The 21,530-nt window shown below is 42.0% G+C and carries 26 protein-coding genes and 1 pseudogene; 6 read left to right on the top strand and 21 right to left on the bottom strand.

Features of this window, described 5'->3' with window-relative positions; translation table 11 throughout:
• Positions 1–255 precede the first annotated feature (255 nt).
• Positions 256–1,332 (top strand): alanine racemase, encoded by a 1,077-nt coding sequence (gene alr, locus EYR97_RS19765; RefSeq protein WP_131095395.1) that lies wholly within the window; start codon positions 256–258, stop codon positions 1,330–1,332.
• A 390-nt stretch (positions 1,333–1,722) separates the two neighbouring features.
• Here the strand turns inward: alr and EYR97_RS19770 are convergent, their stop codons facing one another.
• Together EYR97_RS19770 and EYR97_RS19775 are read right to left on the bottom strand one after the other, a co-directional pair.
• Positions 1,723–2,409 carry a YitT family protein gene (locus EYR97_RS19770; RefSeq protein WP_131095396.1) on the bottom strand — a complete coding sequence of 229 codons (687 nt, stop codon included), beginning with the start codon at positions 2,407–2,409 and terminating at the stop codon, positions 1,723–1,725.
• A 213-nt stretch (positions 2,410–2,622) separates the two neighbouring features.
• Positions 2,623–2,934, bottom strand: a complete 312-nt coding sequence (locus EYR97_RS19775) for a hypothetical protein (protein WP_131095397.1) — start codon at positions 2,932–2,934, stop codon at positions 2,623–2,625.
• A gap of 296 nt (positions 2,935–3,230) precedes the next feature.
• Here EYR97_RS19775 and EYR97_RS19780 point away from each other — a divergent pair.
• A pseudogene (locus EYR97_RS19780) lies at positions 3,231–4,346 on the top strand (methyl-accepting chemotaxis protein); the annotation flags it as partial.
• Between the two features lie 98 nt (positions 4,347–4,444).
• Here EYR97_RS19780 and EYR97_RS19785 read toward each other — a convergent pair.
• The gene (locus tag EYR97_RS19785; protein WP_131095399.1) at positions 4,445–5,254 is read right to left on the bottom strand and encodes a methyl-accepting chemotaxis protein; all 810 of its coding nucleotides are present in this window, start codon (positions 5,252–5,254) and stop codon (positions 4,445–4,447) included.
• The gene (locus EYR97_RS19790; protein WP_131095400.1) at positions 5,247–6,089 is read right to left on the bottom strand and encodes an MCP four helix bundle domain-containing protein; all 843 of its coding nucleotides are present in this window, start codon (positions 6,087–6,089) and stop codon (positions 5,247–5,249) included. The genes EYR97_RS19785 and EYR97_RS19790 overlap by 8 nt, the downstream gene beginning before the upstream one ends.
• A 158-nt stretch (positions 6,090–6,247) precedes the next feature.
• Between EYR97_RS19790 and EYR97_RS19795 the strand changes: the two genes are divergently transcribed.
• A complete protein-coding gene (locus EYR97_RS19795) occupies positions 6,248–7,555 on the top strand; it encodes an alginate export family protein (protein WP_131095401.1) in 1,308 nt (435 codons plus the stop codon).
• Positions 7,556–7,701: 146 nt separating this feature from the next.
• A complete protein-coding gene (locus tag EYR97_RS19800; protein ID WP_131095431.1) occupies positions 7,702–8,970 on the top strand; it encodes an NRAMP family divalent metal transporter in 1,269 nt (422 codons plus the stop codon).
• 53 nt (positions 8,971–9,023) lie between these two features.
• On the opposite strand, the gene glyA is transcribed toward EYR97_RS19800, so the two are convergent.
• A complete protein-coding gene (gene glyA / locus EYR97_RS19805) occupies positions 9,024–10,280 on the bottom strand; it encodes a serine hydroxymethyltransferase (RefSeq protein WP_131095402.1) in 1,257 nt (418 codons plus the stop codon).
• 123 nt (positions 10,281–10,403) lie between these two features.
• Here glyA and EYR97_RS19810 point away from each other — a divergent pair, with 123 nt between their 5' ends.
• Positions 10,404–11,261 carry a LysR family transcriptional regulator gene (locus tag EYR97_RS19810; RefSeq protein WP_131095403.1) on the top strand — a complete coding sequence of 286 codons (858 nt, stop codon included), beginning with the start codon at positions 10,404–10,406 and terminating at the stop codon, positions 11,259–11,261.
• Positions 11,262–11,445: 184 nt separating this feature from the next.
• On the opposite strand, the gene EYR97_RS19815 is transcribed toward EYR97_RS19810, so the two are convergent.
• The 6 genes from EYR97_RS19815 to EYR97_RS19840 all read right to left on the bottom strand — a co-directional run bounded on the left by EYR97_RS19815 (position 11,446) and on the right by EYR97_RS19840 (position 14,733).
• Positions 11,446–11,775, bottom strand: coding sequence for a zinc ribbon domain-containing protein YjdM (locus tag EYR97_RS19815; protein WP_131095404.1), 330 nt, complete (start codon positions 11,773–11,775; stop codon positions 11,446–11,448).
• A 35-nt stretch (positions 11,776–11,810) separates the two neighbouring features.
• Entirely contained in the window at positions 11,811–12,266 is a 456-nt protein-coding gene (locus tag EYR97_RS19820; RefSeq protein WP_131095405.1) for a GNAT family N-acetyltransferase, read from the bottom strand.
• A 128-nt stretch (positions 12,267–12,394) separates the two neighbouring features.
• Positions 12,395–12,649: a hypothetical protein gene (locus EYR97_RS19825; RefSeq protein ID WP_131095406.1), complete on the bottom strand. Its 255-nt coding sequence runs from the start codon at positions 12,647–12,649 to the stop codon at positions 12,395–12,397.
• 96 nt (positions 12,650–12,745) lie between these two features.
• Positions 12,746–13,198, bottom strand: a complete 453-nt coding sequence (locus EYR97_RS19830) for an acyltransferase (protein ID WP_131095407.1) — start codon at positions 13,196–13,198, stop codon at positions 12,746–12,748.
• Positions 13,199–13,207: 9 nt separating this feature from the next.
• A complete protein-coding gene (locus EYR97_RS19835; RefSeq protein WP_131095408.1) occupies positions 13,208–14,236 on the bottom strand; it encodes a DUF2157 domain-containing protein in 1,029 nt (342 codons plus the stop codon).
• A gap of 68 nt (positions 14,237–14,304) precedes the next feature.
• The gene (locus EYR97_RS19840; protein ID WP_131095409.1) at positions 14,305–14,733 is read right to left on the bottom strand and encodes a DUF1353 domain-containing protein; all 429 of its coding nucleotides are present in this window, start codon (positions 14,731–14,733) and stop codon (positions 14,305–14,307) included.
• Positions 14,734–14,950: 217 nt separating this feature from the next.
• Between EYR97_RS19840 and EYR97_RS19845 the strand changes: the two genes are divergently transcribed.
• A complete protein-coding gene (locus EYR97_RS19845) occupies positions 14,951–16,951 on the top strand; it encodes a tetratricopeptide repeat protein (RefSeq protein WP_131095410.1) in 2,001 nt (666 codons plus the stop codon).
• A gap of 39 nt (positions 16,952–16,990) precedes the next feature.
• Here the strand turns inward: EYR97_RS19845 and EYR97_RS19850 are convergent, their stop codons facing one another.
• From EYR97_RS19850 to EYR97_RS19895, 10 genes are all read right to left on the bottom strand, one after another.
• Complete coding sequence (locus EYR97_RS19850; RefSeq protein ID WP_131095411.1) at positions 16,991–17,395, bottom strand: GFA family protein; 405 nt, start codon at positions 17,393–17,395, stop codon at positions 16,991–16,993.
• 37 nt (positions 17,396–17,432) lie between these two features.
• Complete coding sequence (locus EYR97_RS19855) at positions 17,433–17,642, bottom strand: hypothetical protein (RefSeq protein ID WP_131095412.1); 210 nt, start codon at positions 17,640–17,642, stop codon at positions 17,433–17,435.
• A 236-nt stretch (positions 17,643–17,878) separates the two neighbouring features.
• Positions 17,879–18,241: a hypothetical protein gene (locus EYR97_RS19860; RefSeq protein ID WP_242635134.1), complete on the bottom strand. Its 363-nt coding sequence runs from the start codon at positions 18,239–18,241 to the stop codon at positions 17,879–17,881.
• A gap of 33 nt (positions 18,242–18,274) precedes the next feature.
• Positions 18,275–18,841: a hypothetical protein gene (locus EYR97_RS19865; protein ID WP_131095413.1), complete on the bottom strand. Its 567-nt coding sequence runs from the start codon at positions 18,839–18,841 to the stop codon at positions 18,275–18,277.
• 97 nt (positions 18,842–18,938) lie between these two features.
• On the bottom strand, positions 18,939–19,358 hold the full coding sequence (locus tag EYR97_RS19870) for a GNAT family N-acetyltransferase (RefSeq protein WP_131095414.1): 420 nt from the start codon (positions 19,356–19,358) through the stop codon (positions 18,939–18,941).
• Positions 19,359–19,377: 19 nt separating this feature from the next.
• Positions 19,378–19,743: a cupin domain-containing protein gene (locus EYR97_RS19875; protein ID WP_131095415.1), complete on the bottom strand. Its 366-nt coding sequence runs from the start codon at positions 19,741–19,743 to the stop codon at positions 19,378–19,380.
• 104 nt (positions 19,744–19,847) lie between these two features.
• Entirely contained in the window at positions 19,848–20,315 is a 468-nt protein-coding gene (locus EYR97_RS19880; protein ID WP_131095416.1) for a nuclear transport factor 2 family protein, read from the bottom strand.
• A gap of 55 nt (positions 20,316–20,370) precedes the next feature.
• On the bottom strand, positions 20,371–20,616 hold the full coding sequence (locus EYR97_RS19885; protein ID WP_131095417.1) for a Rho-binding antiterminator: 246 nt from the start codon (positions 20,614–20,616) through the stop codon (positions 20,371–20,373).
• A 24-nt stretch (positions 20,617–20,640) separates the two neighbouring features.
• Entirely contained in the window at positions 20,641–21,066 is a 426-nt protein-coding gene (locus EYR97_RS19890) for an N-acetyltransferase (RefSeq protein ID WP_131095418.1), read from the bottom strand.
• Positions 21,067–21,139: 73 nt separating this feature from the next.
• Entirely contained in the window at positions 21,140–21,490 is a 351-nt protein-coding gene (locus EYR97_RS19895) for a hypothetical protein (RefSeq protein ID WP_131095419.1), read from the bottom strand.
• Positions 21,491–21,530 lie beyond the last annotated feature (40 nt).

Consider the following 21,530-nt stretch of genomic DNA (forward strand, 5'->3'; position numbering starts at 1 on the left):
CTGTATAATACGAAAGTTAGCCGGACCTGTTGATAGACCAAAACTCGCATACAAAAAAACAACAGGTACTTTGGCTATGCTAACAAGAAAATGCATATTGTTCTTCAGTGAAGATGGTCTTCGATATGAATTGCCTAACTTGTCTATTCTAAAGCACGTTTTCATGAAACTCGTGATACAATTTCCTTTCCAAATCCTCTTGTTCTAACGATATAGGCGCTAACGTCTAATTTCATTCAAGGAAGTTGTTTTTCTGTGAGTCGACAAACACAAGCTATTATTCATGCTGACGCAGTACTGCATAATTTTAAGCAACTTGCAGCTTTGGCACCGAATAGTAAGTCTATGGCTGTGGTGAAGGCGGACGCCTACGGCCACGGTGCAATTAATGTGGCGCGCATTTTACAACATGTTTCCTCTCGATTTGCTGTGGCAATTATTGAGGAAGCGATAGCGCTTCGCGATGCTGGGATTTCGGCGCCTATTGTGGTGCTTGAAGGGGCGCATCAAGCGAAAGAATGCCAAATGGCATCTCAACATAATTGCATTTTGGTTGTACATTGCGAAGAACAATTGCAATGGTTGCTTGCCTGTCCAGAGGGTAAGCGGCCTCATATTTGGCTTAAAGTCGACAGTGGCATGCATCGTCTTGGCTTTGCTCCCTCAGAAATAGCTTCTGTTGTGTCTCGTTATCAGGCTCTCATTACCGATGAAACTGTTGTTGCTACCCATTTTGCATGTGCAGATGATGTAGACAATGGGTTTACGGAGAAACAGCGTCAAGCGTTTATGCATCATGTCGCGCCGCTGAACTTACCTCTGAGTTTGGCGAATTCTCCCGCTACTGTGAATAACGCATTAACACGAGGTGCATGGAACCGCTTGGGGTTAGGCGTTTACGGTGGGCAAGTGTCAACTGGTGATATTGGCTCTCTTGAATTGCGTGCGGCAATGACCCTAAGAGCCAGCATTATTGCTGTACGTGATATACCAGCGGGTGAAGGTGTTGGTTATGGGCAAACTTGGGTGGCAGATAAACCCAGTCGAATTGCGACTGTGGGAATAGGGTATGCCGACGGGTATCCTCGTCATTGCGCAAATGGAACTCCGGTTATGGTGCGTGGGCAGCGCGCGTCTTTAGTGGGGCGAGTCTCAATGGATATGATCACTATTGATGTTACTCATATCAACAATGTTGCACTAGGCGATATGGTGGAATTGTGGGGAGAGCATATTAGTATTGGTGACGTTGCCCGTTGTGCGGGAACGATTGATTATGAGCTAATGACTCGAGTCTCACAGCGAGTCCCCAGAATTGTAAAGTACCTTTAATCTAAGGCTTTGAATCCTAAAAAGTTGTAATAGTGTCCCCAGTGAATTTACCCTCTATATACAAATTTATCACCAACTATTCACCAAAAGAATGAGGCTAAACACCCCTCAACTGGTCTATACTAGACATGCTTAGTAGTAGGATTGTAGTGAATGTTTCACCTCCAACTGCACTGAGCAAAACTCATAAGTGAGGTTTGTATGCGTACTTCGTTTTCTCGTCCTAGAGTCAATCGTGGAGTAGTAAGTCGACCGTCAAGACCTGTACAAAAGAAGCAGTAAGTGCAAAAGAAAGACGTTTAAGATACAAATTTAAGCTATATTACAAAGTTACAAAAAAGCCCGATGCATTCACAATAGAATGGTCGGGCTTTTTATTTATTTCACGCTCTAGCCATTTTGTGGGTGCATATCACCAGATAATGCATTGTGGTCTGGTGTTGTCTCGTTTTGCTTAGCTTCTACAGAGTTGTCTGATTGCACAGGGAAATAGCGCTCCGGTCTATGATTAAGAGAGATCACCATATTTAAGCAAAATGCAGCCAATATAGACACTAGCACTAGTGGCCAGCTAATAAAGACAAGTGAGCATAATAAAATACTGGTATCTACGACTAACTGGAATGTACCTGCGCGTAGGTTGAAACGCTGCTGTAAATAGAACGCCATGATACCCACACCACCTAAGCTCGATGCATGTCGGAACATGATTAACATACCTACACCAATAAGAATACCGCCAAAAATGGCTGCAAAAATAGGGTTAACATGACCAATGTCGACAAACGATGGAATTTGTTCTGTTAATACCGAAACGGTCGTGACTGAAATAAAGGTATTTATCGTAAATCGCTTGCTTATTTGCGTCCACGCCAATGCGTAAAAAGGCAGGTTGATCAAAAAGAACAACACGCCAAAATTGATATCAAACGCATGCGTCGCCAATAGGGCAAGGCCGGCTGCACCGCCAACCATTAAATCTTGTGATTGAAAAAGAAATACGCCAAACGCCACAAATAAGCCGGCGCTGACAAGCGCGAAAACATCTTCGATAACACTGTGCTTGGTTTTTTGCATGATAAAAACCTTTGTTGAGAAAACACAGCGTAATTATACGTTTACAGTGGTGGGTGATACAGTGCTTGGAAAAGTTAATTCAGTCGAAATTATAGGCAGGGGTAATGTTCGCTTTACGACTTTTGTAACTGCAGTGAACAAGGTGTTGCATGCATGTAAACGTTGCACCAAAAGCGAACAGGCAAAAAGTATATTCCAAGCCTCTCGTGGCTATTACTCTACCGTTGAGAATACAACAATATCTTGTTTATTGAACTCAATGCTACATTGCATAATACCAAGATGCAAAGGGCTGTAGGCGTCTATATGACTCCCATTGGCAATAAAATGCGTGTCCCAGACTAGCAAGTCAGCGGTATCGAGTTGGCGCAACACACTTTTTTTCGACACTCCTGGTGTGAAGTTATCGCACAAATAAATAACTTCACGACGTGCTTCAATCCAATAAAACGTAATGGTGATCAACAGTGCAATAGCAGCAATGGCCACCACATCTGCAATAATTGAACGTTTCATGGCTTGCACGTCATTTACCTCTTTGGCTTCGCTTCTACTTAAAATTCTTGTTTACCCTAACGCAGCGCTGGCCTAATTTAAAGTGTGGCAATTTAATGTATATAATTTTTGTGATTGCTAAACATACACTCAGAAATAGTACTATTATCAAGTTATTCTGATGATTTGTTGTTAACTCTCTAGAGGCTATTTGTATGTTTTGGAACAAAAAAGAAAAGAACCAAGAAAAGGAATTTAATAGTCCAGCCTATCAACACGAGTTTAATGTTCTTACTTCCCTTAAAAAAGTATTTGCGTATATCGAGTTTACCCCGAAAGGTCATGTCATCACTGCAAATGACCTTTTTTTGAGAACAATGGGTTACGAATTAAGTGATATTGTTGATCAGCACCACCGTATGTTTTGCTTGCCTCAAGAGGTCAATTCAAGTGAATATCGAGAGTTTTGGAGTAAATTAGCACGGGGCGAGTCATCTTCAGATAGATTCCAGCGTATAAAGAAAGATGGTGGAACGGTTTGGATTGAAGCTTCCTACACACCAGTTTTCGATGAGAATGGACGAGTTACTAGTATTGTTAAACTAGCGACTGACATTACAAAGCTTAATGAAGCTGAAATTAAAAAAGCAGGGCTACTAGAAGCAATAGAAAGGTCGATGTCTGGAATATCTTTTGATGTGAATGGTTATATATTGGAAGTGACAGACTCTTTTCTAAATGTAGTTGGATATCGAGCGGAAGATATTATTGGAAAGCACCACGCGATCTTTTGTCCCGAATCAATTAGTTCTAGCACTGAATACAAGCAGTTTTGGAAGGATTTGAAAGAAGGAAAAATTCAACGAGGTTTATACGAGCGGGTTGACTCTCGTGGGAATACGCTGTGGTTAGAAGGCGTCTACAATCCTGTTTTAAACAGAGATGGCAGTGTTAACCGAATTGTTAAGTTTGTGTCAGATGTAACTCAACAAACTCAAAGTATTAAAGACACAATTGAAGCGGTACATTCAACAGCAACTGAGACCGAACAAGTGAGTGCTGAAGCCAAGCAAACGTTAGAGCACAGCGTAGGAACAATGGATGATATATCCAAAGATATTGGCGTTGTCTTTGTTGATATAAAAGAGCTTAATAATGAGTCTGAGAAAATTAATGCCATTGTGAATACGATATCGGCTATTGCTGAACAAACTAATTTACTTGCGTTAAATGCAGCAATTGAGGCTGCGAGAGCGGGTGAGCAAGGTCGCGGATTCGCCGTGGTTGCTGATGAAGTTCGAACACTGGCGGCAAGAACATCTAATTCTACCTCGGAAATTGCTAATGTTGTGAAAAGTAATAACGAACTAACGCTACGTTTGAGTAAAAACATAGAGTCAGCTCAAGAAAAGTCGCAAAAAGGCGTTCAACTTATTAGTCATGTGGATGGCATATTCAAAAAAATAAACCAAGGAATGTCTGGAATAGTTGAAGTGGTAAAACGCTTGTAATTGAACCGCCTTACCACAACAACTGAATACTAAACCGTGAAGCGCCCCACATTGGCCATCAAGTTATTGCTTACAGCATTGACGTTTTCACTGGCACTATTGGCCGCTTCAACGGTTCTAACAACATCTAAGGTTAGTACGTTTAGCGAAGATATGTTGTTGTTTACTGCGTCTACAACTTGGCTTTGTTCTTCAGTGGCGGCCGCAATTTGATAAATTCTATCTGTGGTGTTAGAAACTGATTCAGATACTTTTATCAGGGTGTCTGAAAGACTATTCGATAGCGCGACCACATCGGTAACTTGTGAAGCGCCTTTTTCAATGGCTTCCACAGCTTCATCAACACCCTTGTTCAGGTTGATCAACATGGCATTGATGTCACTGGTCGCTTGTTGCGTTCTATTGGCCAGTGAGCGAACTTCATCAGCAACCACGGCGAATCCGCGACCTTGCTCACCCGCTCTCGCAGCCTCAATTGCTGCATTTAACGCAAGCAAATTGGTTTGTTCAGCGATATCTCGAATAACATTCAGAAGCGAAGAAATACGCGATGTTTCACTTGCTAGCTTTTCGATAACTTTGCTCGAATGGGAAATGGTGGATTCCATCGTCGTGATACTTTGCATTGACTTGGTCAGTGCGTCTTTAGATTCGATAGCATCGTTATTGGTGGACTTGGTTTCAGCAAGCGACACTTGTGTATTTTCGGCAACCTCGCGAAGGGCTTGGCTTAATTCGTTTACTGCGGTAGCCACTTGGTCCAAATTATCACTTTGACTTTGAGACAACTGGCAGGTGGATTGAGAGGTTTGTGCCAGTGTAACTTTCGCTTCACTCAACGAGATAGCATCGTTTTTTTATGATGGAAATTAAGCCCTGTAAGTTTTCTATGAAGTTATTAAACTCTTCCGCTACACGGGTTATTTCATCGTTACCTGCTGTGCTAAGTCGCTGGGTTAAGTCACCTTCACCTTCGCTAATCGAGGACAGCATTTTACGCATAGTGTTAATGCGATTAGTGATCAATTGCGGCCCTATAATTAAACTTACTAAACACGCAGCAATGGCGAGCAATATGGCAATGCCTAAAACTACCATTTGTGAACTGTTAGAGGCTAGCCCTTCTTTTGTGATTTCGTCGGAACGATTCTTAACGGCCTCGCCAATTTTATCGTAATTAGTTCTTAGTTGTTCAAATAAAGGGCTTCCTTCTCTTTGGTACAGTGATGACGCAGCTGCAACATCGCCGTTATTCACCATGGCGATCACTCTGTCATTAAAACTAAGCCAGTTTTTGTAGTCGCTGTCGAATGTACGTAGTACACCAAGCAACGCAGGAGAGTCAGAAATTAGCGACCTTACTTTCTCCATTCTGTCTTTTGCTTGAACGGCATTTTCCTCGTAAACCTTAAGATAAACGTTGGTATTACCAGCGCCTAAAAGGTCGTTAAGCATAAATTCTAAAAGGGCAGCGTGTGCTTGGTATAAATCTCTGTCAGCATTCAGGGAAGTGCTAATGGCTTCTGTATAGACCGATGACAATACTTGTGTGTTTTTGGCTAAAAAGCGACTGTTCTGTAGGCTAACGATGCTTACAACGATGATTAAAATCATCACCAAACTCAAAGGAAGGGAGAGTTTTTTACGAACACTTAGGTTATCAATATTCAACATCAGGTAAGTTATCTCAAGAATATTTTTATAAACACAGCGTAGTACAAATTGCGGAGATAGCACAAATTGTTGAACATATTCTAAAGGCCAAGTGCAATTCGCCAGTTACATTCTATACTGAGCTTCATAACTCACTGATTTAACACTTGGGATTAGTCATGTTAGCGAGATCAAAAGGTAAGTTCCGTGGTTTACATGTAAAGCAACTCGCGGTTTTGGCATTAGCTTTCAGCGCTTGTATTGTACAGGCAGATGAAACGAGTTTTGACGTAAGTGGCTCCTATCGATTGCGCTATGAATCATTGAATAACCCAATCTTTCCATCCTCTGCGCAAAGTAGAGATAGAACTAACGACCGAATTTCTTCAAGGCTTAGGGTGAAGGCAAATATGTCGTGGGATGCGTGGGGATTCACCGCTGAATTGCAAGATTCTCGGGTGTTTTTAGATGATAACGACCCAACGCTTCGCTCTTCTCAAGTCAATACTCTTGAACCTCTTCAGTTCTACACTACTTACACGCCGAATGATAACAGTGTGATCAAATCTGTTTCGTTAGGAAGGATGGAGCTCACTTATGGGAGTCGACGGTTAATATCTAAGGCTGTGTATCGCAATGCGACCAACACTTTTGACGGTATTGAAATCGACAGCAACCTAAACGATTGGAGTGTAAAAGGCATTTATTTATTGCCAGTTAGTCGCCTACCCACAGCACAGGACGCCTTAGATGATAACGAAAGGGCTTTTGACAAAAGCTTCTCAGAGCGCAGGCTTTTTGGCTTCTTTGCAGTATCACCTGACAAAGCGCTGGAAATACAGAGTTACTGGTTTAAAGAAGATGACGCAGACGACTTAAACACAAAAAATCGTGACTTGTACTCATTGTCTCTCGATTACACCACCTCTCTTTTTGATGATTGGGAAGCAAATGTTGAGGTTATTGGGCAAGTGGGCACATCTCATCAAACCACATCAGCAAGCGACAATGTGGAAAAAGACGTTCGCGCGTTTTTATTCTTTGGCTATTTAGGGCGGAAAGTTTTTGATCATACGTTTTTGCGCGCTGAAATTGACTTCTTTAGCGGTGATAATAATAGTGCTGACGATACTATCCGCGACTTTGACGGGTTATACGGCGTAAGGCGTTTTGATATTGGGCCTACTGATGTTTATCAAGGTATGCCCCGTAGAAATCTAAAATCAATTGGCCTTCGAAGCGTGTCTAAGCCCACTAAACAACACAATATTATGGCGGCGTATAAATCGTTTTGGTATCACCGCGCACCTGAAGGTGTAGACAGCTTTATTGGTCATCAATTTGAAGTGCGCTGGCGTTATCAAGTACTGCCTTCATTGCGACTTGCTCTTGGCGGTGCCTATTTACTGAAAGGTGAGGGCTTTGAGCGAGGGGATTACTCAGACAATACTACATTTGTCTTTACGGGGGCCTTGTATACCTTCTAGCGCTGATCGAGTTTTAACTTATCTCGCCTGTCTGGTCTGTGTGAAGACTTGATTCATACCCTTGATTTTACAGGCGAAGGGTTCTTTCCTCAAAATTGGTTAACTGCTAAGGTGAGTTCCTTATTTTGCTGTTAACCGAGGTTGTCTTGTCAAACCCTGCTGAATTGTCATTGTTTGCCCGATGTGGGGCGCTATTGAAGCTATTGGGCCCTGGTGTACTTATGGCAACCGCAGCGGTTGGGGGAAGCCATCTTGTCGCTTCTACGCAAGCTGGTGCTAAATTTGGTTGGCAGTTAGCGCTACTTATATTACTCGTTAACGTGCTCAAGTACCCTTTTTTCCGAGCTGGAGTAAGCTACACCATTAGTACCAAACAAACCTTACAGCAAGGTTATCTTGGTATGGGGAAGCGATATCTTGCACTTGCACTCGCGCTAAATATGGTGGCTTCTGTTGTTAATGCTGCTGCGTTATTGTTGTTTGCAGCTAGTTTGTTGTCGTATTTCATCCCCTTTGATATCGCTATCACCATGTCGGCAGCCATTGTACTTGGGCTTATTTTACTTATTCTGTTGGCTGGGCATTTCGAAGGGCTGGACAATATCGCTAAAGCCATAATGGGTGTGTTAATTGTAGCGACTATTGCTGTATTCATAGTGGCACTAAGCAATCACAGCGGGGTAGAAGCGCCGCTCAATCCTCCTTCTCCGTATACCCTAGCGACATTGGGTTTTCTAGTGGTAACAATGGGGTGGATGCCTGCGCCAATTGAAATCTCCTCCATTACTTCTTTGTGGTTAAAACGCCAATGTGCGAGTAAAGCGGTTACACCCAAAACAGCCTTGTTCGATTTCAATTTAGGCTACTGCGTAACGGCATTATTGGCACTGCTCTTTCTTGGTCTTGGCGCATTAATTTTATATGGCAGTGGCGTTGAGTTAAGTAGCAGTGGTATTGGCTTTTCACATCAGCTCATCAGTATGTACTCGTCTACCATTGGTCAGTGGGCACATTGGTTGATTGCATTAGTCGCGTTCTTATGTATTTTCGGCTCTGCTCTGACGGTATACGATGGGTATGCGAGGGTAGTTGCTGAAGCGATAAGCTTGCTAACGAGTAAAGAGAAGGCGGCGCGCAATGCCTTGGTTACCCCAGTATTACTAGCCATGGCTGTATTGAGCTTTGTTATTGTACTATTTTTTAAGTCAGCGCTACTTGCCATGCTTGGGTTTGCGATGACATTAGCGTTTGTAACAACGCCAATGTTTGCGTGGCTTAATCACAGACTTGTTCAAAAAACAGTGCTACATGAAGACGCCTCGCCTAATAGGCTCGTGCGAATTTTAAGCTATGCAGGACTGGTGTATTTATTTGGCTTTTTAGTTGTCTTCATTTGGTGGAAATGGTTTAACTAACGCTTTTCTTAGGGCAAGCCATTATTGATAAGTGCTTGCCCTAATATTCAACACTATTGTGCGTAAACTGGGCGTTGCGCGGTGATGTTTGCCACGTTTTCGCGAACGGTATTCAGAATGCTATTGTCACCCGCCGACAATAGCGCATCACAAATCCAATGTGCCAATTGAGCACAATCGCTCTCAGTAAAATTACGAGATGTTACCGCTGGTGTACCTATGCGAATACCGCTGGTCACAAAAGGCGATTGTGGATCGTTGGGAACGGTATTTTTGTTCACCGTAATATTTACACTATTTAAAATAGCGTCGGCTTCTTTCCCCGTTAAACCTTTATTGATAAGGCTTAACAAGAACATGTGGTTGTCGGTACCATTAGATACTACGTCAAAGCCCCTTTCTATAAACACACTTGCCATGGCACGTGCATTAATAACAACTTGTTGCTGATAAGCTTTAAACTCATCAGACATGGCTTCTTTTAGCGCTACGGCTTTTGCGGCAATGACATGCATAAGTGGGCCGCCTTGAATTCCCGGGAAGATTAACGAGTTAAATTTCTTTTCAAGATCGGGGTTTGCCTTGCACATAATCAGTCCGCCACGTGGACCGCGCAGGGTTTTATGGGTGGTAGTGGTAACCACATGCGCAGCTTCAATGGGAGAAGGGTAAACATCCGCGGCCACCAAACCTGCTACGTGTGCCATGTCTACCAATAGATACGCGCCAACGCTATCAGCAATGTCTCTAAATCGTTGCCAATCAACAATGCGTGAATAGGCAGAGAAACCCGCCACAATCATTTTCGGTTTATGTTCATTAGCGAGAGTTTGAACTTGCTCGTAATCAATTTCACCCGTGTCGGTATTCAAGCCGTATTGAATGGCATTATAAAGCTTGCCTGAAAAATTGGGCTTTGCGCCATGGGTTAAATGACCGCCGTGATCAAGGCTTAAACCAAGAATGGTGTCGCCTGCAGAAAGTAGCGCCATATACACAGCGGTATTCGCTTGCGAACCAGAGTGGGGCTGTACATTCACATAGTCAGCGTTGAACAACGCCTTTGCTCTGTCAATTGCCAACTGTTCAACCTTATCAACAGCTTCACAGCCGCCGTAGTAGCGTTTGCCCGGGTATCCTTCAGCGTACTTGTTCGTAAGTTGGCTACCCTGCGCCTGCATAACGGCTTTGCTGGTATAGTTTTCAGACGCAATCAACTCAATATGATGTTCTTGACGCGCATCCTCTTGTTCAATGAATTGTGCGATGTCCGGATCTATCTCTGTGAGCGTGTGGTTAAGGTTATTCATGTAGGGTCCTTAAAGAAATGACTTTTTTTGATAGTAGAATTTGAAAAAGAATAAATAAAATTAATAAAAAATATGGCATCATAACTTTATTAAATGTTTGTATTTTTCGTATGTGGTAGAACCATGAAGAATTTGTCTATCGACTTTTTGCGCTCTTTCGTGATTATTGCGCAAACAGGAAGTTATACGCAGTGCGCTGAGCAGCTTCAGCGCACACAACCTGCAATTAGCTTACAAATTAAGAAACTAGAGGAAATGGTTGGCGAGAAACTGTTTTCCCGTGATAAAAATCGCCTTTCACTTACTGTCGCGGGTAGCAAGCTTTTGACCTATGGTGAAAAAATAGTGGCTATGAACGACCAAGCTATGGCTGAGTTTGGCAAGCCACAAGTAACAGGCAACATAAAGTTGGGCATTCCCAGTGAGTTTTCTACCATTCTTATGCCCAAGATTATTCGCCGTTTTACGCAGACTTACCCTGAAGTGTCGCTAGAAGTGCATTGTGCACTAAGTAAAGACCTTCTTACCGAGCCTTTAAAGAGCCAGTTTGATTTAATTTTATCACTTCAAGAAACGCCCGATCCGACACAAGACGGTTACATCACCACCGACCAATTAGTGTGGGTGGGAAGTCAGCGTTTCGTCAATAGCGTGCCGCAGAAGTTACCGCTTATCGCGGCGCCTAGTCCGTGCACTTACAGAAAGCGCGCAATTAATTTGCTCACCGCCATTAAAAAGCCTTGGCAGGTGGTTTATACCATTGCTGATTTAAATGGCATTCAAACAGCCATAAATGAAGGGTTGGGTATTACCGTATTAGCTAAAAGCTCTGTGCCTTCTGGGTTACATATATTACCCAGTAGCGCTGATCTACCTGAACTGGGTTACATGGGCGTGTGCTTGCTTAACCCACAAAAAGTGACATCGAAAGCCATCAGCCTTCTTGCTGATACCATAGTGACTGAGGTTGCTAACTTTTAGTATGTAATTTAGAGCGTACTGATCTTTGCGGTACACTTTGCTGCAAAAACGTATCGCAATGGTCAACACGCTTTAGTGAAAGAGGCCGTAACTAAAGCTTTAAGAGCGCTTAATTGTGCAGTGCAATGAAGGACTTGAAGAGAGAAAAGTAGGGCCTGAAAGAGTAACAGGCCCAAGGTAGCAGTTAGGCTTTCTTCACAAATTGTGCGGTTAGCATCATTTCACCAGCACCGTCCACTTTACAGTCTAGCTGGTGGTCTTTACCTTCTTTTACGTGACGAATTACGGCTTTGGTACCAATTTTTAATACCAGTGAACTGCCTTTTACTTTTAAATCTTTGGCAATTGTAATTTTGTCTCCAGCGACCAGTGGCGTGCCGTTGGCGTCATTGGCTGATACTTGCTCTTCAACTTCGTTTGGGTTCCATTCATGACCACACTCAGGGCAAATAAGTAGCGCTTGGTCTTCGTAAACATATTCAGATTGACAGTGAGGGCAAGGAGGTAACGACATAGTAATTTCTCTTAAAAGGCCAATGAGCCAAATGACTAAAGGGCTCGGGTCATGAAGTGGCTATTCGGATCTAGCTGATAATGGCTAAATGGTTCGCAATCTTCAAAGTGGAATTTCTTGTAGAGTTGACGGGCCGCAGAAAAATAATCCTGAGTACCTGTTTCTAAACTCACCGAGCGATACCCCTTTATTTTCGCATGTTCAAGCGCAAAAAGTAATAGGGATGAAGCAACCCCTTGTCCTCTAAACGATTTTACTGTTCTCATGGACTTTAGCTCGGCGTCATTTTCCGTTAATGCTTTTAATGCAACACAGCCAGCTAACGCGCCATCTATCCATGCGCTGAAAAAGGTAATATTAGGGGACTTTAGCGCTTCAATATCAAGGGCATGTACACTTTCTGGCGGTGATGTTGCGTACATGTCTCGAAGGTGCTCTTCTAAAAGAGCAATGACTTCACCACTACTCAAATCATCTTGTATTATTTGCACTATTGGAGTTTCCCGTTTTGGCTTGTAGCGCAATTATTTATTTGCGTTAACTTTTTTGTTTGATAAGGCGCTCATGGTTTGTGCTCTCCTCACCATTCGCGTCTTGTGGATTAAACAGTTTCTCTAGACTAATTGTCGTCGTCATCAAACAGCCCGAATAAAAAATTGGCCGTTTTTTCAAATGATTCTCTTCGTTCTTCTTTTGCCCGTTTCTTACTTCGGTAGTCAGAACAAAGTGCTTGTGTAGCATCAACATTTCGACTTTTTTGAACATCACTTCGTGTTGCAATATCTCTGCACGCAGCGATATCTTGTTTATCGCTCTTAACAACACACCCTGAGAGCAAAATTAGCGTAAAAAAAAGCGTTATGAATAATTTCAATGTAGTTCCTTTAACAATATTACTGCGCAGCATGCACTTATGTTTACCAATAGCCTATTGACCATTGTAGTGAGTTTTAGTTTCACAATACGAGGGTTAGGGAAATAATGTCGCCTCTAACGCGTACATAGCAAAAAGGCTACCCAGAACAAAGCTCGCATTTATCAGCGCGCGAACAGCCCAAGGTAAACTGCTGTAATTTACATTAAGCGTTTGGCATGTAATGACTAATATACCCATTAACCCAAACCAAGGTGTGAAGAAGGCAACGAACTTCCATTTTATCACTGATACAGCAACATCATGCAGCGCACCGCTCACCAAAAACGTAGTGAAAATAGCAAGCCACATGGGGAAATGCTTGTTCACCGGCCTTGTAATAAAGCGAGATAAATAATAACTCCAAATGGGGTTCCAGTAACGCCAAAAAAGTGGAAAAGAGCCTGCCCCCAACGAGCGAGAAAGCATATTGGGCAATGATTTGTTATGGCCTAAAGGAACGCCCGTGCGCTTTTTTACATAGGCTGAAAGGGACGTATTTTTTCTCATTGTTAGAACTTAGCCCCGCTGTTTCAATCGCTCTTGTATCAATGTAGGAAGTTTAGCGCGCGCCCATTGTGTAATGCGTGTTTCGTGCTTTTGCCATAGCACACCTAAGGAAATTACGCCTAGACCGATGGCGGTGAGTACAATTGGAAACAGCCAACTGTTTTTAAATACATCTGATGCTAAATAGCCTAGATAACCGCAGCTACCCAGTGCACCAAAAATGACAAACACCCTGCGTCCTAATAGCACACCGAAACCAATCATTAGCACGTTAATACAGAAGTAAATGAACTTAGATAATTCACTTTCGGAGTACTGAAAAGACAAGCCACACCAAAACGCTATCACACCAAAAATGTAAATCCAAAACGCAAAATCAGCATTGCTGCGTGTGCGCAAATCAATCCAACATGCTAATCCAATCATTAGCAAGCCGGTATACATTGAGACCAGTTTTCGTAACTCCCATGTGCTATCTCCTCCAGATAGCATGGCGGCTATATCCATGGTCATGTACCACAAGGTTACGGCAATTGGCATTAACATGAACGGATATTTATATTTCCACGCAAGAACTGTCCCCACGGCTAACGTGCCTAGCTCCATATAAAGCCAATGCCATTTTATATAGCGATGGTAACTGCGATATTCGGTGTCGTCTGGCCATACGCCCAACCATAGCTGAAAACCGTAAATGGCTAATGGGGTTAAACAAACAACAAAGGTGGCACAGATCCCCGCGGGTATCGTCAGTCCTTTATTACTGAAATAATGTGTTAATGTGAGGCCAGCCATAGCGTACAACACTGAAATAAAAACAATACCTGCACCGCCAAATGCCTCCCAGCCTAAGTTCATAAAAAGGGTCATGGCGCCAATAGCAATAAGCCCGCCTACGTAATACAACACGTGGGTGAAAGTAAATGCCGGTGAATGTTGCGCTTGCGAAGTTAAATAGGCATAAAGCGCAGTTGCTTGTTGATGCGAGATAATTTGCGCTTCAGCGGCATTTTCTAACGCTTGCTTTGTTATCTTCATTTGGTGGCTCTTTGCTAAAGATTAAACGGTTTTAGTGTATTCAGTGCTTTGGGTTTTCTGTTGGCATGTTAGTTTTCTGGCGCGCGTAAAACGCGCTTTTTATTTTGCGGGCTTGCCGCCGGTTTGCCAAAGCGTCTAAGAGCTTTGTAATAAGCTGAAGCTTGAAAATTAGATACACCGTCTTCTTTGCACATAGCTTTAAATAATAAGTCTGCAGTTTTGCGATGGGTACGCGTGGTTAAATTTTCACAACGCATTAATTGATACAAGGCGTCGTGAACTAAAGAAGCGCGCATGTTTTGTTCAGTATCAATAACTGGGCCCGACGGACCGTCCCAGGCGTACCCTCGTTTTACGACAAGCTCTCCAGATGTGCTTAGCGTTATAAATGCCGTAGTAATATCAGTTTTAGGGTGAATGGGAATGTGCTGAATATAGTCTTCAGCAAGCTGATATTTGTAATCTGCGCGGTATTTTATATATCCCTGAGTTGCCATATTTCATCCTTAAAGAATTTACGGAGCATAGCGCCATGTAAAAAGTGCCAATCACTAATTTAGCGTCATATTAGGCGTAGGTCGAATGAATGCCATCGTTATTGCAATAACTATATGACGCTGCTAGCATTTAATCTCTCTTTTTAGCACAGCCGTCTTTCGCGAATTTCTTTTAATACTAAGGCTTTGGCTATCATCTTCATCTGAGTATTGATTTATGCGCTTCTTGGCTAGCATGTTGGTTTTTTCGCTTGGTATTGTGCTTTTTGCCAATTCATTTGTCGCAAGAGCAGATGCTACTAAACCAGATACGGAAAGTGTGTCAATTCCTCACGTCGACTTCTCCAAACCTTTTCATGTAACAAGTGGCGCGGCCGCAGGATACGTTGAAGATAAAGTGTGCGCTACTTGTCATACCCAGAAATACGTAGGTTACCAAGAAATTGGTATGTCTCAGTCTTTCAAAAAGCCAGCAAAGCGACATTTCATTGAAGACTTTAATGCTAAGCCCTTTTATCACGCCCCATCAAAGCGTTATTACCAAATTAAGCAGCAGGGCGATGACCTGACTTTTGTGCGATATCAAAAAGACACCAACGGACATGTAATTAACTTATTTGAACGTAAGATTGACTACATCATTGGCTCGGGAAATAAAACCCGTAGTTACTTATATCAAACTGAGGTGGGAGAGCTTTTCATGCTGCCACTGAGTTGGTACAGCGATACCCAGCAATGGGAAATGTCACCGGGCTTTGAAAAAGCCGATCACATTGGTGTATCTAGACAAATTACCCGCGAGTGTATGTTTTGTCACAATGCGCTACCAGAAGTGCCAACCGATTCAGACTGGCATTGGCAACCCCAAGTATTTCCACATGAACTACCAGAAGGCACAGGCTGTCAACGTTGCCATGGGCCGGGTGCTAATCACGTTTCTACGGTATTGTCTGGCAAAGCCTCCCTCGATGATATCCATAACGCTATTATCAATCCTGCTAAGCTTGAACCCAAGTTACGCGACTCTGTGTGTTTTCAATGTCATATGCTTCCATCAGTAGCGATGACGGGGCCACGTCGCTTTGAGCGCCCTGAGTACTCATTCAGGCCCGGACAATACATCAACGATTATTTACTTCATATTGATATAACCGATGCCAATGTTGCCCCTGAAGATAGGTTTGAAATTAACCATCATGCCTATCGCTTTACGCAAAGCTCATGCTACATAGAAAGCGAAGGTGAATTGGGTTGCATTAATTGCCATGATGTACACAAAAAGGTACCGGATGAACAACGTGCCAGTTACTTTAAAGCCAAATGTTTAAGCTGCCACGAAGAAGCACATCCCGTTTTAGAAAACCAAGCTGCGCCACTAGATGATTGCGTTAGTTGCCATATGCCACAGCGACGAACGCAAGATGTCATTCATGTCACCATGACAGATCATAAAATAGGTATCCATACCAATGTTGATACACTAACTGCGCCGGTAACTAAGCTAGAGCCAGTGATAGAAGCCATGAACTGGTTATTCGACAACGACCTTTCTGCGTCTAAACAAAAAGTATACAAAGCGGCGACGCTTACTCGCAATTTACCTACGGATAACTATCTAAATGCACTACAAGGTGAATTACTTAGCAGTAACCTTATCGCGGAAGATCAAGCGCAAGTGCAGCCTTATTTTGACTTAATTGAAGGGCGCTTAAAGTTGGGGCAATACGCACAAGCAGAGAACGCCATTAAGTATGTGTTGTCGCAAAACGTAAGTAATTTCCGATTGCAGCAGTGGCTGGCAATGGCCTATGTGGGGCAGAATAAACTAACGGAGGCCAAACCGCTTTTGGATTCGTTAATGCAACAGGTGGATAACGTACCTGACATTCCTTTGTACTATGGTTTCCTTTTAGTAAAACAAGGCAAGAATGCACAAGCGCTCAGTGCTTTTCAGCAGGCTTGTGACATACGCCCAGCTATGGTGACTTGTTGGTATTATCAAGGTGTAATGAACGAAGCACTAGGAGACTTGACCGGTGCGGTGGATGCGTTTAAACAAACGCTCAGTGTTGACCCTAGTGTTGCAAATGCTTACCTGAAATTAGCCAATATATTGGTAAATCAAAATAACCATAGTGAAGCCAAGCGTTATTTGCAACACGGTATAGAGCAGGTGGCTGATAACACAAGGTTAAAGCAAGCTTTGCAAAGTTTGTAATTGAAGCGCCACATACTTTAAAAGTGGAGTTGCCACGAACTAAGGCAACGTATCAAAGCACGCTACGTTATTTAGCTTTGTAAACCAAGCAGCGCGCTCAGCCATAAAAATCTTGGCAGTAGGTATTAAATCACAATAGCTATCTAAACTACCAGCAGGCACAACAACAGACTCTATACTTGATAAATAATACGGAAGAGCAGAGCCACAGGTTCGGCAAAAACACCTAGTGTGCAAGGTATTAGGATGCCGATAGGTGGTAAGGTTATCTTCACCCTTTAACCAAGACAGAGTGCCTTGTCGTGAAAATAAATTAGCGGCATTTGATGAGCCACTTCCCTTCTGGCAACGGGTGCAATGACACAGAAAAAATGACTGGACGCTACCTGATAACGTGTATTTAACCTCTCCGCATAAGCAGGAGCCCGAGAATTCATTACTCATTATTGCTCCTTGTTTATCCGCTAGCTGAATTAAAAAATTATTGTTTCTCGGTTGGCTGAAGTCTATTAGATGACAATGTAGTAACTGCCAGAAAGACTAAAAAGCCAATCCATGCCGAAACCAAAACCACCACAACCCAGCCCAGTTTTTCCACGCCTTTTACTTTCTTTGAGTTGGCGGTAAGTACTACCGGTAAAATGTACCCAGCAACAATGAACAGTAAAATGAGAATTTGAAAAATAGACACAACGGCTCCGTTCGTTTTTTAGAATCCTTTGATGTAAGTCTATCTTAAAGTGCGGCAGGTACGGAACACTTTATTGAAGTAATATCTCAAGAGATACCTAGCAAAGTGTTGTTACACGTACCTATTAATATTTGATATCGCTGACATCAATACAATATGTGGTAAAACAACGACCTAGTTGCTCGGTCGTGTAGACACTTTTTGATATTCTATCTAAAGCTTTGTATTCACGTCGGCTATCCAACAAATGAAAAAGCACTTCTTTGTGGCCTAAGTCTTTGGCCCAAGCCACCATGGTTTTTAAAAACCATAATGCCCACGCCCCAGTATTTTTGCGAAATCACAATAGCCAGTTCAACGCCTTTATCATCAGGTTGAATGCCACACCAACCAGCTAGTACATCATCTACATAAACAGCCCGTACACGGCAGCCTGGCAACGCACTAATCTGAATTTTACTTTCCATCCATTGTTGCAGGCTATTGCGGTCAAAATAAGCGTGATCTACTAAGTGAGTTCGCAGTGCATCTTCGTTCACAATAGGTATGAAATGTTCTGGGGCAACATTATCAAACGCTACAAATTGTATTTTCTTCATTGAAATAGAGGTTCTGTTTAAAGCGTGTTGAGCTTATAGACCGTTTAGTTCACGTTTTAATTTCTCTTTGTCTATTTCTTCTTTTTGGTAGGCCAGCTCGCTACTCAGCACTTTCAGCGTTTGTTCTAAAAATGAAAGATAAACCGTGGCGTCCGTGTTACGACTTCGTTTTAAGTTAATCACTTTTTCGTTTAGCTCACTTAATGCATCCCCCGACAAGTTTTTGCTGACGATATTCTGCATCAAAAAGATATCGAGGTACTCGGGGTAGGGGGGCTCATTCTTGGTATAAAATTCATTTTTTAATGGGTCTTCAACAGGAAGTTCATCATAATATTCAATCAGGATCTTGGTATATTCGTGGCAGGTTTCTACCGACGAGATCGAGGAGCCTAGAAGCTTAATAACGTCTTGCTGCTCTTTCTTATTCGACTCGTGGTTGGTAATTGATATGGCCAATAATACACCTACCAATGTAGCAACCAAGGTAAGGAAATAATTAATACCTAAGCTATAGCGCTCGTTAATTGCGCTGAATTTGGGGAGTAAAATAAATGCACTTAGCAAAATTAAGCTAATTGTGATGATGATATAAAGCATGGAGGTCAATTCTTATTATATTTTTGTGTGGTAATTTTAAAGTATTTTGAATACCACATTTTTCTTTTTTCTGTAAGTATGGCAGTTTGAGATTTTCTTATATAAACCGGCACATACCTAAACCCAGAGTATTGCCATCACGGGTTACAAAGCCGTACTTTTCATAAAAGGCTTCTTTGCCCTTAGCCGCTAATAAACCCACCGTAGCACCGGGTTGACACGTTTGCTCAATGTACTGGTTAATATAGGTCATGATGATAGTACCCAACCCGCAATTCTGATATTTGGGGTGCACTATGATGTCTTGAACATAGAAATACATAGCGCCATCTCCCACAATGCGGCCACAACCTATAAGTTTGTTATTTCTATACAATGACACCCAAAAAAGTGAGGTATCGATACTCTGCTGAATAACCGACAAGCTTGGGTTACGCCAACCAATCAGACCTCTAAGCGATGCAAATTCATCGGCGCTTGGTGGTTGTTCTACTACACGAGTATCAGTGTTAGTCATATTTATGAGATTGCCTTAGCTAGATCCAGTTTTGATCACTAATATCAACAGTAGCATCTGATTTTATTGAACCGGTATGTGCTGTACTTGCAGGTTCTACCATTAAAAAATGGGTTTCTTCTTCGGCAAACGGGCAGTGCTCAACACCTTTAGGTACAACGTATAATTCACCTGGGCCTAAAGTAACGTCGCCATCTCTGAATTTAAGGGTTAACTGGCCTTTAAATACAATAAATAGCTCATCTTCGTTGTTGTGGCTATGCCAAACAAGTTCACCTTGGCCTTTGGCAATTTTTACCAATTGTCCGTTAGATTCAGCAATAATTTTGGGCGTCCACGTTTCATCGAAAAGGGAGAACTTTTGCTCTAGGTTTATTTTTTTCATTTTGTTTTTAATGGGCTTAATTCTGTGAGCTTGGTTTTACTTTATCACGAAATACCAAAAGTCTTAGCCTGCATTAAGCTCACTGCCGATTTAACTTCATCAAACTATAATCCATGGTGGCGTCTTATGTGTTTGATTTTACCTAGTTCGTTAAACTCCAACGCCATTATATTTATTGCCGTATATTCGAACGGTTTGTCCATGTGACTCGGTTGGCCTTTTGCATGCTCTTTAAACTTCACAAAAGTGACATTGCGGCCAACCATAATTTCAAGAATGTCTATGTTACTGAAGAAAATTTTGTCGTTCAGTTTGGCTAGCATTCCAGAGCGAAGTTCATCCTTGCTGTTAATTTCCACATTAAAATTCACATGTTGGTCTTTAATGTCGTCAGTTAAGAAAGAGAGAAAATGCTCGACATCTTCTTTGGTCGAGTTTGGTTGTTGTCGTCCATTTTTGGCTTTAATAAACTCTTGCGTTAACCTTCTCAGTTCAGCTTCCGCCAAAGGCGCAGTGCAAAAAGCACTGCATGATATGGTGCATAAACATAAGACTAAAATGAGCCTAATCACCTAATTTTCCTCAAGTATATGTATGGAAAATCTCACGGTAACATTACATTACAAGTTAGACTAATAGTTGCTCTTTAAAATGAGGGTTTTCAACTAGCACTTTCAGTTTGTGTATTGAATTAAGTACAACCAGTATGTACTTGTCTTCAATCTTGAGCTTGATACATTCTTCTTGCGCAGTATTTTTGGCGGTGTCTATTGCTTGACCAACAATGACCTCATGTGATTTTAAGGTAAGCTCAACAGGATAAGCAAATAGGCAAACTATTTCTATGTAGTCGTAGCTGTTGCAACTGATCACGTGTGGTTCCTTCTGTGTTATGTATTAGCCGACTTTAGCTTCCATATTGTAAAAACGATCGTCTTCACTTTGTATTGTAAAGCCATTTCGTTTGTATAGGTTCACAGCAGGGCTAACCTTAAATACTCGTAAGGTTAGTTTATTCAGGTTGGCCTGTAGTGTACGTTTTTTCGCTTCCTGCAATGCAGCGTAACCAATGCCTTTATTTTGCGCTGTTGCTACCACTTGCAAGTCGCGCAGTATGCAGCACTCGTTTTCAAATTGAAGGCGCATTACACCAACAACCTCTTTATGATACAAAATGTCATAGTTTTCTAAAGAGGAGGTTACTTCTAACACCTTCGATGCGTTCCAATCTGGCGCAAATTGTTCGTAATAAACACGCATGTTCTCAAAGGTAAAAGTTGCTGCTTTTTCAAGGTCTTTAGAAGGTAAAAATGTAATATCCACTGTACTTCCAACTTATCTTATATATTCAGCCAAAAAAGTTGTTATTCCGTATTGCTACCCTATTGTAATTGGCTTATTGCTTTTGTTCTTTCATTACCCTCAGCATTAAAAGCACTTTTGCTGATACAAATAATAGACCTATCAGGTATGCCACTGCCCATTTATTATCTTGCCAAATCCAAAGGTAGATACATGTACAATGACAAATGATAAGAAGCGCATTTTTAAAGTAATAGTTCTTTGTAAATTCATCGCAGAACATAAATACTGTGAAGCTATATACTACATAAACTAGAAACAGTGTTAAAAGTGCTTGAAGGCCAGATTCTGAACCTAGATTGACATAAAACTCATAGTAAAAAAGTACCGCAGCCAGAGCACTACTTAGAACAGAGGGGAACACTTCCCTAGATTCTTTTTTCACGAGCTTACTGTGTTGCTCATTTTTCTGTTTTAAGCGTTCA

Source organism: Alteromonas sp. KUL42, from assembly GCF_006538325.1.
Taxonomy (GTDB): Bacteria; Pseudomonadota; Gammaproteobacteria; order Enterobacterales; family Alteromonadaceae; genus Alteromonas.